The sequence below is a fragment of the Macrococcus psychrotolerans genome (genome assembly GCF_038095555.1).
GTDB classification, from domain to species: domain Bacteria; phylum Bacillota; class Bacilli; order Staphylococcales; family Staphylococcaceae; genus Macrococcoides; species Macrococcoides psychrotolerans.
In genome coordinates, this window is sequence record NZ_CP124591.1 from 1,903,393 (window position 1) to 1,917,414 (window position 14,022).

A 14,022-nucleotide genomic window follows, 5' to 3' on the forward strand; every position below is an offset into this window, starting at 1 on the left:
TACCCCCTAGATTCTATATTAAAAACGCTTACATGTCCACCATAAGAATACATTTATTTATCTTTTTACATGAACATATATAAAAAAGCTGGAGGTGCACTCCAGCCAATAAACTATTTAATAATGTTTAATTCTTTCCCTACTCGCTCATAGATTGCTAACGCTTCTTCAAGCATTTCTTTCGTATGTGCTGCTGTCGGCATGTTACGTACACGCCCTGTTCCACGTGGCACTGTTGGGAAGACGATAGATTTTGCATATACGCCTTCTTCCATTAAACGTCTAGAGAATTCTTGAGTTGTCTTCTCATCACCGATAATACATGGTGTGATGGGTGTTTCAGAATGACCGATATCAAAGCCTAATTTTTCTAACCCTGCTTTTAAGTAGTCTCCATTTTCCCATAATTTATCATGTAATTCTGTAGATTCCATAAGTATTGTTACTGCTTCCGTAATTGCACGTGTATCAGCTGGTGCTAGAGAAGTAGAGAATAAGAATGGTCGTGAAGCCACTTTTAACCAGTCGATTAAATCTTTAGTTCCTGCTACATATCCACCTACGACGCCGATTGCTTTAGATAATGTCCCGATTTGGAAGTCAATCTTATCTTGAAGACCAAAGTGCTTAACTGTTCCTGCCCCTTTACCCATAACACCTGATCCATGTGCATCATCTACATACGTAATTAATCCAAATTCTTCAGCAATTTCTACGATTTCAGGGAGTTTTGCAACATCTCCATCCATTGAGAAAACACCATCAGTAATATACATCACTTTATTGTATAAACCAGACTCAACCGCTTCTTTTGCTTTTATACGTAAATCAGCCATATCCGAGTGATTAACACGAATAACTTTCGCTTTTGACAAACGACAACCATCAATGATTGAAGCGTGGTTTAATTCATCAGAAAGAATTGCATCATTTTTGTCCATTACTGCGCTAATAGCAGCCATGTTACAGTTGAAACCAGATTGATATGCAATCGCAGCTTCTGTCCCTTTGAACTCTGCTAATTTCTCTTCTAATTGCACATGTAAGTCTAAAGTACCATTAATCGTACGAACTGCCCCCGCACCTACGCCATGAGAATCTACCGCTTCTTTTGCAACTTTCTTTAAACGCTCATGTGTTGCTAACCCTAAATAGTTATTAGAAGATAGGTTGATAAGTTCTTTACCATCAATCTTAATTTTAGCACCATTTGGTCCTTGTACTACATTAATTTCATTGTATAAACCATTGTCCTTTAGTTCGTCTAAACGCTCCGTTAAGAACGATTGTAAAGCTTTAGTCATAAATTGACACCCCTTTTCATTTTCACTATCATCATAACACAACTATTTTAGGAGTTCTAATGAACGCACTATTGAAATTTTGGTGTTAAGAAGTTTAAATATTCTAAACTTTTTGATACACTAGAAATATTAAATTTTTTTAAAGTAAGGAGCGTTGAAATGGACATTGAACAATTAATCGCTAATGATTTTGATAAGATGGTGGAGATCAGAAGATATCTTCATCAACATCCTGAAATTAGTTTTCATGAAGAAAAGACATATGCATACATATTAAATTCTTTAACGCATCTCAAACATTTCAAAATTAGAGAACATGTGGGTGGTAAAGGTATTGTAGCAAACATATCAAATGGTGAAGGACCATCTATCGCTCTACGTGCGGACTTTGATGCACTGCCGATACAAGACCAGAAAGATGTAGATTATCGTTCTAAAAATGATGGCGTTATGCATGCTTGTGGACATGACGGACATACTTCAATTTTACTCTCTGTTGCAAGACTTCTAAATTCAACTTATGAATTAATAACAGGTTCGGTCACGCTAATTTTTCAATTTGCTGAAGAAGTCGCCCCAGGTGGTGCACATGATATGGTGAATGATGGAGCACTAGCCGGTGTTGATAAAGTTTATGGTAATCATCTATGGTCTCCTTATGAACAGGGTGCTATCTATTCAAGAAATGGTGCGCTAATGGCTAGCCCAGATACATTTCATATTACTGTGCAAGGAAAGGGAGGTCATGGAGCTCACCCCGATACAACAGTAGACGCCATTGTTGTTCTAGCCGAACTCATTATCAATTTGCAGACAATCGTTTCACGTAATGTGGCCCCCACTGAACAAGCTGTCCTGACAATAGGTAAAGTCGTCGCAGGCGATACTTTTAACGTCATCAGTGATAGCGCTTATTGTACAGGTACAGTACGGACTTTTAATCCTGAAGTTAAGGAACTGATTAAGAAAGCGATGGACAGAGAGATTAAAGGCATTACTGCAGCTAAAGGAGCAACGTACACATTCAATTATATCGATGGCTATCCTGCTGTTATTAATGACACGCAATCTGTAGAAGTCATACAGCGTGCTGCACAACATGCAGGTATTGAATACAAAGAAACAGAGCAATTGATGATTGGTGAAGACTTTTCATACTACATACAGCATAAACCAGGTGCATTCTTCTTAACAGCAGCAGGAAATAAAGCAAAAGGGATAACTGCACCTCATCATCATCCACTCTTTGACTTTGATGAACAGGCAATGATTGATGCTGTAAAGTTATTCTTATGTATATTAAAAGAGGAGCATGTGTATGATAAACCTAGTCAATGAATACTATGATGAATTAGTAGCAATAAGAAGACATTTGCACATGCACCCGGAACTCTCTTTCCAAGAAGAAAAAACACCTGAGTATATCGCAGCATTTCTTGAGGAGCAAGGTATTACAGTAGAACGTAATGTCGGTGGTAGAGGCGTTGTCGGTCGGTTAATCAAAGATGAATCACTTCCGACGCTTGCGATACGTGCAGATTTTGATGCATTACCAATACAAGATGAGAAAGATGCACCTTATAAATCGCAAGTCCCTGGTGTGATGCATGCTTGTGGACATGATGCACACACAGCCATACTTATGATCACTGCAAAGATTCTTGCAAAGAACTTCGATAAAATAAACGGGAATCTTGTTTTTATACACCAGCATGCTGAAGAAGTAGACCCTGGTGGCGCGATACAAATGATTGCGGACAATTGTTTGAAAGGCGTAGATGCTATCATTGGTCAACACGTCTCCAGTGATCTAGAAGTAGGAAAATTAGGCTATAAATACGGCACTGCAACTGGCATACCTGATGATTTCTGGATTACAATAAACGGGAAAGGTGGACATGCTGCACATCCTGACACTACAATCGATCCTGTTGCTGCTACTATTAGACTCTGTAATGATCTTCAGTATATCGTTTCACGTAAAACAAGCGCTACTACACCTGCTGTCATATCCGTAACACAGCTACAAGCTGGAGACCAAAATAATGTCATCCCTGATAGTGCTAAAATAGCCGGTACGATAAGAACATTTAATCCGACGACACAAAGATTGATGATAGATGAATTAAAAAGATGTCTCGAAGGACTGGTTACTACGATGGGTATTACTTATGAACTTAAGTATAGTAAAGGCTATCCACCTGTAGTAAATACTATCAATGAGACTGACCTTATTGTTAATGCCGCGAGAAAGATAGAAGATATCGAGGAACTTGTCGAACTAAAACCTTCTCTTGGCGGAGAAGATTTCTCTTACTATTTACAACGTGTTCCGGGTTCTTTCTTCTATACAGGGACACGTAACGAAAACTTTAAAGCCGATTTCCCACATCATCACCCGAAATTTGATATTGATGAGACGGGCATGCTCAATGCCGTTAAAGTATTTTTACAAGCGACTGAAGACTTTTTCAACAAGGAGGATAAATAATGAACTGGACAGATGAGGTCATTAACTATAGGGAAGAACTTATAGAAATTAGACGTTACTTACATATGAATCCGGAACTCTCTTTTCAAGAAAAAAATACTTCTAAATTTATCGAAGATTATTTAACTGAACTTAATATTCCAGTAGTAACAAATGTCGGAGGATATGGCCTATACGGTAAACTTTCAGGACAAGGCGATGGACCAACAGTATTACTCAGAGCAGACTTTGATGCATTACCAATTAATGATCAAAAAGATGTACCTTATCGCTCACGAGTGCAAGGCGTAATGCATGCATGTGGTCATGACGGGCATACTGCAATGTTACTGATTACTGCAAAAATTTTAAAGAAATATGAATCCGAAATTAAAGGGAATGTTATATTATGCTTCCAGCATGCTGAAGAAGTGCTGCCTGGCGGTGCAAAGTCCATGATTGAAGCTGGGATATTAGAAGGTGTAGACTTCGTGTTTGGTACACATTCATCTAGCAGTATGGAAACCGGTGATGTTGGCTTTATTACAGGACCGTCATACGGTAATGCAGATTCATTGAAGATTACTATACAAGGTAAAGGTGGACATGGTGCGACACCTCATGTAACACATGATTCTATAGTAGCAGCAAGCCACTTAATCTCTCAGCTTCAGACAATCATATCACGCAGCGTAGATCCTATAGAGACGGGCGTTGTAACCATTGGTGAGTTTAAAGGTGGAGATGCGTTTAATGTTATTGCAGATCGTGTTACATTAACAGGTACAGTACGCACATACAAAGAGGAGATCAAAAATGTAATTATTCAGCGATTGCATGAAATTTCCAATGGAATAGAAAAAAGCTTCAATGTAGAAATTAATCTTGAATACACCCACGGATATCCTGCACTTGTCAATAGCGAGAAAGAAACATTATGGCTCAAGAATATTGCTGAAAACATTTCATCCATCAATAATGTTGTTACTACCGCTCCTAGTTTAGGCGGTGAAGACTTCGCTTATTTCTTAAAAGAACGTCCGGGATGTTACTTTAATACTGGAGTAAAAAACACGGCAATACAAGCAGATTATCCTCATCATCATCCAAAGTTTGATATGGATGAAAATGGTCTGTTAAATGGTCCCAAAATATTCTTAGCACTCATACAAAAAATGAATGAACTAAAATAAAAAAAAGCTATGAGGCACGCCTCATAGCTTTTTCTATATCACAAAAAGTGATTATTATTTTTCGATTACAGATACAACGCCTGATCCTACAGTACGTCCACCTTCACGAATTGAGAAACGAGTTCCGTCTTCAATCGCGATTGGAGAAATTAATTCAACGTTCATTTCGATGTTATCTCCAGGCATTACCATTTCAGTACCTTCTGGTAAGTTAACTACACCAGTTACGTCAGTTGTACGGAAGTAGAACTGAGGGCGGTAGTTAGTGAAGAATGGAGTATGACGTCCACCCTCTTCTTTAGATAATACGTAAACTTCAGCTTTGAATTTAGTATGTGGAGTAATTGAACCTGGTTTAGCTAATACTTGTCCACGTTGTACGTCTTCACGAGAAACACCACGTAATAAAGCACCGATGTTATCTCCAGCTTCAGCGTAATCTAATAATTTACGGAACATTTCTACACCTGTAACTGTAGTTTTTGATGGCTCTTCAGTTAAACCAATGATTTCAACTTCTTCACCAACTTTAACTTGTCCACGCTCAACACGTCCAGTTGCAACTGTACCACGACCAGTGATTGAGAATACGTCCTCAACTGGCATCATGAATGGTTTGTCAGAATCACGTTCTGGAGTTGGGATGTACTCATCAACTGCGTCCATTAATTCCATGATTTTGTCTTCGTACTCTTCAACGCCTTCTAATGCTTTTAAAGCAGATCCAGCGATTACAGGTACATCGTCACCAGGGAAGTCATATTCAGATAATAAGTCACGAACTTCCATTTCAACTAATTCTAATAATTCTTCATCGTCAACCATGTCAACTTTGTTTAAGAATACTACTAATGCTGGTACACCAACGTTACGTGATAAAAGGATATGTTCACGAGTTTGTGGCATTGGACCATCAGCAGCAGATACTACTAAGATACCGCCGTCCATTTGAGCAGCACCAGTGATCATGTTTTTAACGTAGTCCGCGTGACCTGGGCAGTCAACGTGAGCATAGTGACGTTTGTCAGTTTCATACTCGATGTGTGAAGTATTGATTGTGATACCACGTTCTTTTTCTTCAGGTGCGTTATCGATTTGGTCGTAAGAACGAGCTTCTCCACCTAATTTTTTTGATAAAACAGTTGCGATAGCAGCTGTTAAAGTAGTTTTACCGTGGTCAACGTGACCGATTGTACCAATATTGGCATGTGTTTTCGAGCGATCAAATTTTTCTTTAGCCATTTTGAAATCTCTCCTTAGTTTTAAGTTAATAGTATTTATTACTCATGAGGGATTCTCACCCTCATGAGGGAATTCATAATTCATTTATAAAACATTTAGTGATAAATTGCAATATATTAAGCACGAATGCGTAATAAATACAGATTATTCACCTTTGTTTTTCTTAATGATGTCTTCAGCAATTGATTTAGGCACTTCTTCATAGTGATCAAATACCATTGAGTAAGTACCGCGACCTTGCGTATTAGAACGTAAGTTAGTCGCATAACCGAACATTTCTGCTAATGGTACGAATGCACGAACAACTTGAGCGTTACCACGAGCTTCCATACCTTCAACACGTCCACGACGGCTTGTTACGTCACCCATAATATCTCCCATGTATTCCTCAGGCATAACAATTTCTACCTTCATCATAGGTTCTAAAATTACAGGATCACATTTTTTAGCAGCTTCTTTAAGTGCTAATGAAGCAGCTACTTTGAAGGCCATCTCAGATGAATCGACATCATGGTAAGAACCATCGAATAATTTCGCTTTAACGTCGATTAATGGATAACCAGCTAATACACCGTTTTCCATAGAATCTCTAAGACCTGCTTCAACTGAAGGAATATATTCACGTGGAATTACCCCTCCGACGATAGCGTTTTCGAATACGAATCCGCCGCCAACTTCGTTTGGTGAGAATTCGATATGAACGTCACCATATTGTCCACGACCACCAGATTGACGTGAGAATTTACCTTGAACAGCTGCAGTTGTTTTGAACGTCTCACGGTAAGATACCATTGGCGCACCAACTGTTGCTTCAACTTTAAATTCACGTTTCATACGGTCAACTAAGATATCTAAGTGTAACTCACCCATACCACCGATAATAACTTGTCCAGTTTCCGGATCAGTATGCGCGTGGAAAGTCGGATCTTCTTCTTGTAATTTTACAAGAGCGTTCGTCATTTTATCTTGGTCAGCTTTAGATTTAGGCTCAACAGATAAGTGAATAACTGGTTCCGGGAATTCCATAGATTCTAAGATTACTTGGTTCTTCTCGTCACATAAAGTGTCACCCGTTGTAGTATCTTTTAAACCTACTGCAGCAGCGATATCACCAGAGTAAACTGTTGAAATCTCTTCACGTGAGTTGGCATGCATTTGTAAAATACGTCCAACACGTTCACGTTTACCTTTAGTAGCATTTTGTACATAAGAACCTGAGTTTAATGTACCAGAATATACACGGAAGAATGTTAATTTACCAACGAATGGGTCTGTCATAACTTTAAACGCTAATGCAGCGAAAGGTGCTGAATCATCAGGTTTAGCTATGATTTCTTCATTTTCATCATCAGCAGCATGTCCAACAATTGGCTTAACATCTAATGGTGATGGTAAGTATTCAATTGCAGCATCAAGCATTAACTGAACACCTTTATTTTTGAATGCAGTACCAGCTAATACTGGATAGAATTCAACGTCACAAGTTGCTTGACGAATAGCAGATTTCAATTCTTCAACAGAAATCTCTTCGCCACCTAAGTACTTATCCATTAAATCTTCATTAACATCCGCTACTGCTTCAATTAGTTGTTCACGCATAGCTTCTGCATCTGCTAAATATTCTTCAGGAACATCTGATACTTCAATGTCAGTACCTAAATCATTTGTAAAAGTGTGAAGCTTCATTTCAACTAAATCAACGATTGCATTGAATTGATCTTCAGCACCAATTGGCATTTGAATAGGATGTGCATTTGCTTGTAATCTGTCATGTAACGTGCCTACAGAGTAATTAAAATCCGCACCAGTTTTATCCATCTTATTGATGAATACGATACGAGGTACTCCATAAGTCGTTGCTTGACGCCATACAGTTTCAGTTTGTGGTTCAACACCTGATTGTGCATCAAGTACTGTAACCGCACCATCAAGTACACGTAATGAACGTTCAACTTCAACAGTGAAGTCTACGTGTCCAGGTGTATCGATGATGTTGATACGATGGCCATTCCACTGAGCTGTTGTAGCAGCTGAAGTGATTGTGATACCACGTTCTTGTTCTTGTTCCATCCAGTCCATTTGTGAAGCACCTTCATGTGTTTCACCAATTTTATGGATACGACCAGTATAATAAAGAATACGTTCAGTAGTCGTCGTTTTACCAGCATCGATGTGAGCCATGATACCGATATTACGCGTGTTCTTCAAAGAGAATTCTCTTGCCATGGGTATTCTTTCTCCTTCCAGGATTGGTTTATTTTATAGAAGTATAGCCTAACAGTCACATATAGACAGCAAGCTGCCATGTGCGACTGGAAAGGCTATAATTCATCTTACCAACGATAGTGAGCAAATGCTTTGTTTGCTTCTGCCATTTTATGAGTATCTTCACGCTTCTTAACAGCACCACCAGTGTTGTTAGCAGCATCTAAGATTTCATTAGCTAAACGCTCTTCCATAGTTTTCTCACCACGAAGACGTGAGTAGTTTACTAACCAACGTAAACCTAAAGTCGTACGACGCTCAGCGCGAACTTCTACAGGTACTTGGTAGTTAGAACCCCCAACACGACGAGCTTTAACTTCTAATACAGGCATAATATTGTTGATTGCTTCTTCGAAAACTTCCATTGCATCACGACCAGAACGTTCTTGAACTAAATCGAATGCATTGTATAAGATTTTTTGAGCAGTACCACGTTTTCCGTCAATCATAATTTTATTGATTAATTTAGTAACTAATTTAGAATTATGAATTGGATCTGGTAATACATCTCTTTTTGCAACAGGACCTTTACGAGGCATATTAATATCCTCCTTTCTTAAGTATATTTTTTTGATTGTTTTATGTCTATTAAGAAGGCATCATTTACACAAATGAAATACTGTTAATAGAATTTATCGTTTTTAATGCTTATTTTTTCTCTTTAGGTTTTTTAGCACCGTATAAAGAACGTCCTTGCATACGGCCGTCAACACCTGAAGTATCTAATGCTCCACGTACGATATGGTAACGTACCCCCGGTAAATCTTTTACACGACCTCCACGAATAAGTACTACACTATGTTCTTGTAAGTTATGTCCGATACCAGGAATATAAGCATTAACTTCGATATTATTTGATAAACGCACACGTGCATATTTACGTAACGCTGAGTTAGGTTTTTTAGGTGTCATAGTTCCTACACGAGTACAAACACCACGTTTTTGTGGAGATGCTAAATCTGTAGCTTTTTTCTTATGACTGTTATAACCTTTGTTTAATGCAGGCGCAGTTGATTTTTTAACTTTAGAAGTTCTTGGCTTTTTAACTAATTGGTTAATAGTTGGCATTCTAAATGTCCTCCTCTCTCTTCTTTAATTCCACACATCCAGGTGGTTCATTTTTAAGGTAAATAAAAATTTGTAAGAATACCGCCTTACAAAGCGGGTTTCAAGTGTGCAACGACTGTTGCCCGAACTTGAATTCCATATTGTTTACCCAGCGTTTCTTTCGAATCACTGAATTCAATAGGTATTTCTTGCTGGTATGCTAGTAATAGCACATTAGTTAATAAGTGGATCTCGGTATTCTGTGCAATCACAATATAATCGACAGTTCCTTTCCTAAGTGACTTTAATGTCTCCTTAAGTCCCACAACATATTGACTAGAGTGCATAACTTTTTCATTAGACATCATTATCCTCCAAAGCTATAGAGCTACTCATCAACCTAAACAATATTATCATCTTTTAAGCCATACGTCAACTATATAAAAAATAACATTTAAACAAATCGTTTAAATGTTATTTAAGTGTTATAGGATCATTAACAATTCTTCTATAATCGATGGTGCCATAAGGATGTTCTTTCACGTTTTTCATAGTATCTAGAATTAATACTTCTCTTTTATGAGTAAATATCGGTATCATATATTCTATTTGCACAACTTTCTAAAATTCTATCCTTATTTTCATCAAATGACAAAAAAAGCGACAATTCTACATAATAATGTCGTCTTTTATAAGAATCTTGAGTTTTAATTAGCACTCTACATCACTTATTTTTTAGCATTATAGCATATTATTTAAAATTTGAGTGATTTTTTACTTCTCAAAAATATAAAAAAGACGAGACACGAATGTCTCGTCTTCTTTCACTTAATTATTAACAGTTGTTTCTTCAGTTTCTGCTACAACCTTATCATATTCAACGTCTCTGTAACGTCTCATACCTGTACCAGCTGGAATCAATTTACCGATAATAACGTTCTCTTTAAGTCCAAGTAAGTCATCTCGCTTACCTTTAATTGCAGCATCCGTTAACACACGTGTTGTTTCCTGGAATGAAGCTGCTGATAAGAAACTTTCTGTCTCAAGAGAAGCTTTCGTAATACCAAGTAATACTGGCTTCGCTGTTGCTGGGTGTTTTCTTTCTTTAAACACTTTTCTGTTTGCATCTGTAAATGTATGGATATCTACTAATGCACCAGGAAGTAATGAAGTGTCTCCTGCTTCGATGATACGTACTTTACGTAACATTTGACGTACCATTACTTCTACGTGTTTATCAGAAATTTCTACCCCTTGCATACGGTAAACTTTTTGTACTTCTTTTAGTAAGTAACTTTGTGTTGCATTTAAACCTGCGATTGCAAGTAACTCTTTAGGCTCAATTGAACCTTCAGTCATTACTTCTCCACGCGCGATTTTCTGACCGATTTCAACTTTAAGTCTTGCGTTACCAGGCGCTAAGTACGTACGTACTTCATTTTCACCTTTAACTTTAATTTCTTGCATACGATCTTTTACGATATTAATATCGATGATTTCACCGTTAATTTCAGAAATTACAGCTTGACCTTTCGGATTACGCGCTTCGAATAACTCTTGAATACGCGGTAAACCTTGAGTGATATCGGCACCGGCTACCCCACCTGTATGGAACGTACGCATTGTAAGCTGTGTACCAGGTTCACCGATAGATTGTGCAGCAATTGTTCCAACTGCTTCACCAACTTCAACTTTTTCACCTGTTGCAAGGTTTTTACCGTAACATTTTTCACATACACCGTGACGTGTATTACAAGTAAATGCTGAACGGATATGCATTTCTTCAATGCCAGCATCAACAATTGATTTCGCAATTTCAGGTGTGATTAATTCGTTAGATTGGACTAATATTTCTTTTGTTTCTGGGTGTCTAACTGTCTCTCTTGAATAACGACCTTCAAGACGTTCAATAAATGGTTCAATAAGTTCTGAACCTTCACGAATCGCTGATACAAGTAATCCACGGTCTGTACCACAATCCGGTTCACGAACAATCACATCTTGTGCCACGTCAACAAGACGACGTGTTAAGTAACCAGAATCGGCTGTTTTAAGTGCTGTATCGGCAAGACCTTTACGGGCACCATGTGTCGAGATAAAGTATTCTAATACCGTTAAACCTTCACGGAATGATGATTTGATTGGTAACTCAATGATTCGTCCAGATGGGTTGGCCATCAGTCCACGCATACCTGCTAGCTGCGTAAAGTTAGATGCGTTACCACGGGCACCAGAATCACTCATCATGAAGATTGGGTTTAAGTCATCTAAAGAGTTCATTAACTTCGCTTGAATATCATCTTTTGCTTTTGTCCAGATTTCGATAACAGCTGCATAACGTTCACTCTCAGTAATTAAACCACGCGTGAATTGTTTTGTAACTCTATCTACTTTCTCTTCTGCAGCATCAATAATTTCCTGCTTATCTGGTAATACTACGATATCAGATACACCTACAGTAATACCTGCACGTGATGAATACTTAAATCCTAAGTCTTTCATTCTATCTAACATCATTGAAGTATCTGTTATATGGAACTTATTAAATACTTCTGCAATGATCTGACCTAAGAATTTCTTATTAAAAGGTCTAACAAGTGGTGTTTCATCCAATAATTTGAGAAGTCCTTCTTCAGTAATATCAGTTGCATTGATAAAGTATCTGTCTGGTGTTCTTGTTTCTAAGTTAGATAAAGTTGGTTCATTAATATATGGGAAAGATTCCGGCATAATTTCATTGAATATTACTTTACCAACAGATGTTAACAATAACTGTTTGTTTTGTTCGTCTGTAAATGTAGGATTATTAAATGACCCTGCATAAACGGCGATTCTTGAATGTAAATGAACATAACCATTCACATAAGCCATGATAACTTCATTTGCGTCTTTAAAGATTTTACCTTCACCAATAGAACCTACACGCTCTAATGTTAAGTAATAGTTTCCAAGTACCATATCCTGAGATGGTGTAACTACTGGCTTACCATCTTTCGGGTTTAAGATGTTTTGTGCTGCTAACATTAACATACGTGCTTCAGCTTGTGCTTCTTTTGATAAAGGTACGTGAACGGCCATTTGGTCACCATCGAAATCGGCATTGTAAGCAGTTGTTACAAGCGGGTGAAGACGAATTGCACGTCCTTCAACTAATGTTGGTTCAAACGCCTGGATACCTAAACGGTGAAGTGTTGGTGCACGGTTTAACAGTACTGGATGTTCACGAATAACATCTTCTAACACATCCCATACTTCTGCTTCCATGCGCTCAATTTTACCTTTAGCATTCTTAATGTTTGTAGCAATTTCACGTTCAACAAGCTCTTTCATAACAAATGGCTTAAATAATTCAAGTGCCATTTCTTTAGGAAGACCACATTGATACATCTTTAAGTTAGGTCCTACTACGATAACCGAACGACCAGAGTAGTCTACACGTTTACCAAGTAAGTTTTGACGGAAACGACCTTGTTTCCCCTTAAGCATATGTGACAAAGATTTTAATGGGCGGTTACCTGGTCCAGTAACCGGACGGCCACGACGACCATTATCGATTAACGCATCAACTGCTTCTTGTAACATACGTTTTTCGTTTTGAACGATGATGCCAGGAGCACCTAAATCTAATAAACGTTTTAAACGGTTGTTACGGTTAATGACACGACGATATAAATCGTTCAAGTCACTTGTCGCAAAACGTCCACCATCTAATTGAACCATCGGACGAATTTCAGGTGGGATAATCGGCAGTACATCTAAAATCATCCATGAAGGATCATTTCCTGAGTTACGGAATGATTCTACTACTTCAAGACGTTTAATTGCACGTGTTAAACGTTGACCAGTTGCAGATTCTAGTTCTTCACGTAATGAACGCAACTCTTGATCTAAATCGATATCAAGAAGTAAATCTTTAATCGCTTCAGCACCCATTTTTGCAGTAAATTGACCTGGGAATTTATCATAGTATTCACGATATTCTCTTTCAGATAATAACGTTTTCTTCTCTAGACCCGTTGGCCCTGGATTAATTACCGCATAAGAAGCAAAGTAGATGACTTCTTCTAAAGAACGTGGTGACATGTCTAGTAATAATCCCATACGTGATGGAATGCCTTTAAAGTACCAGATATGTGATACTGGTGCTGCAAGTTCAATGTGACCCATACGTTCGCGACGTACTTTTGATTTTGTTACTTCAACGCCACAACGGTCACAGACCATACCTTTGTAACGTACACGTTTATATTTTCCACAGCTACATTCCCAGTCTTTTGTCGGACCAAAAATCTTCTCACAGAATAAACCATCTCTTTCAGGTTTTAATGTACGGTAGTTAATTGTTTCTGGCTTTTTAACTTCACCGAAACTCCAAGAACGGATTTTTTCAGGTGAAGCGAGACCTATCTTCATGTAATGAAAGTTATTTACATCAATCAAAGCCCTACCTCCTTAGTATATTAAAAATTTTTCTATATCATAATGAAATTTAGAGATGATT

The 14,022-nt window shown here is 37.9% G+C and carries 10 protein-coding genes; 3 read left to right on the forward strand and 7 right to left on the reverse strand.

Features of this window, described 5'->3' with window-relative positions; all coding sequences use genetic code 11:
- Window positions 1-113: 113 nt before the first annotated feature.
- Entirely contained in the window at window positions 114-1,304 is a 1,191-nt protein-coding gene (locus QA539_RS10005) for a glycine C-acetyltransferase (protein ID WP_413475376.1), read from the reverse strand.
- Between the two features lie 159 nt (window positions 1,305-1,463).
- On the opposite strand from QA539_RS10005, the gene QA539_RS10010 reads away from it, so the two are divergent.
- Genes QA539_RS10010 through QA539_RS10020 form a run of 3 tightly spaced genes read left to right on the forward strand, consistent with a single transcriptional unit; the run spans window position 1,464 to window position 4,967 of the window.
- Window positions 1,464-2,642, forward strand: coding sequence for an amidohydrolase (locus QA539_RS10010; protein ID WP_419895170.1), 1,179 nt, complete (start codon window positions 1,464-1,466; stop codon window positions 2,640-2,642).
- Entirely contained in the window at window positions 2,623-3,795 is a 1,173-nt protein-coding gene (locus QA539_RS10015) for an amidohydrolase (protein ID WP_423245827.1), read from the forward strand. Before QA539_RS10010 ends, QA539_RS10015 begins: the two co-directional genes overlap by 20 nt.
- Window positions 3,795-4,967 carry a M20 metallopeptidase family protein gene (locus QA539_RS10020; protein ID WP_419895172.1) on the forward strand — a complete coding sequence of 391 codons (1,173 nt, stop codon included), beginning with the start codon at window positions 3,795-3,797 and terminating at the stop codon, window positions 4,965-4,967. Before QA539_RS10015 ends, QA539_RS10020 begins: the two co-directional genes overlap by 1 nt.
- A gap of 54 nt (window positions 4,968-5,021) precedes the next feature.
- Here the strand turns inward: QA539_RS10020 and tuf are convergent, their stop codons facing one another.
- From tuf to rpoC, 6 genes are all read right to left on the reverse strand, one after another.
- Window positions 5,022-6,209: an elongation factor Tu gene (gene tuf, locus QA539_RS10025; protein ID WP_144781510.1), complete on the reverse strand. Its 1,188-nt coding sequence runs from the start codon at window positions 6,207-6,209 to the stop codon at window positions 5,022-5,024.
- Between the two features lie 144 nt (window positions 6,210-6,353).
- On the reverse strand, window positions 6,354-8,435 hold the full coding sequence (gene fusA / locus QA539_RS10030; protein ID WP_419895173.1) for an elongation factor G: 2,082 nt from the start codon (window positions 8,433-8,435) through the stop codon (window positions 6,354-6,356).
- A gap of 107 nt (window positions 8,436-8,542) precedes the next feature.
- Complete coding sequence (gene rpsG / locus QA539_RS10035; RefSeq protein WP_015912362.1) at window positions 8,543-9,013, reverse strand: 30S ribosomal protein S7; 471 nt, start codon at window positions 9,011-9,013, stop codon at window positions 8,543-8,545.
- Window positions 9,014-9,122: 109 nt separating this feature from the next.
- The gene (rpsL, locus tag QA539_RS10040; RefSeq protein ID WP_015912363.1) at window positions 9,123-9,542 is read right to left on the reverse strand and encodes a 30S ribosomal protein S12; all 420 of its coding nucleotides are present in this window, start codon (window positions 9,540-9,542) and stop codon (window positions 9,123-9,125) included.
- Window positions 9,543-9,628: 86 nt separating this feature from the next.
- The gene (locus QA539_RS10045) at window positions 9,629-9,886 is read right to left on the reverse strand and encodes a ribosomal L7Ae/L30e/S12e/Gadd45 family protein (RefSeq protein ID WP_219493300.1); all 258 of its coding nucleotides are present in this window, start codon (window positions 9,884-9,886) and stop codon (window positions 9,629-9,631) included.
- Between the two features lie 463 nt (window positions 9,887-10,349).
- Window positions 10,350-13,961, reverse strand: a complete 3,612-nt coding sequence (gene rpoC / locus QA539_RS10050; RefSeq protein WP_419895174.1) for a DNA-directed RNA polymerase subunit beta' — start codon at window positions 13,959-13,961, stop codon at window positions 10,350-10,352.
- Window positions 13,962-14,022: the final 61 nt, after the last annotated feature.

Excerpts from the sequence above, each read along its gene's own strand:
- tuf (WP_144781510.1), bottom strand. The coding sequence starts at position 6,209 with ATGGCTAAAGAAAAATTTGATCGCTCGAAAACACATGCCAATATTGGT.
- QA539_RS10020 (WP_419895172.1), top strand. The coding sequence starts at position 3,795 with ATGAACTGGACAGATGAGGTCATTAACTATAGGGAAGAACTTATAGAA.
- fusA (WP_419895173.1), bottom strand. The coding sequence starts at position 8,435 with ATGGCAAGAGAATTCTCTTTGAAGAACACGCGTAATATCGGTATCATG.
- QA539_RS10010 (WP_419895170.1), top strand. The coding sequence starts at position 1,464 with ATGGACATTGAACAATTAATCGCTAATGATTTTGATAAGATGGTGGAG.
- QA539_RS10005 (WP_413475376.1), bottom strand. The coding sequence starts at position 1,304 with ATGACTAAAGCTTTACAATCGTTCTTAACGGAGCGTTTAGACGAACTA.
- rpsL (WP_015912363.1), bottom strand. The coding sequence starts at position 9,542 with ATGCCAACTATTAACCAATTAGTTAAAAAGCCAAGAACTTCTAAAGTT.
- QA539_RS10015 (WP_423245827.1), top strand. The coding sequence starts at position 2,623 with ATGATAAACCTAGTCAATGAATACTATGATGAATTAGTAGCAATAAGA.
- rpsG (WP_015912362.1), bottom strand. The coding sequence starts at position 9,013 with ATGCCTCGTAAAGGTCCTGTTGCAAAAAGAGATGTATTACCAGATCCA.
- QA539_RS10045 (WP_219493300.1), bottom strand. The coding sequence starts at position 9,886 with ATGTCTAATGAAAAAGTTATGCACTCTAGTCAATATGTTGTGGGACTT.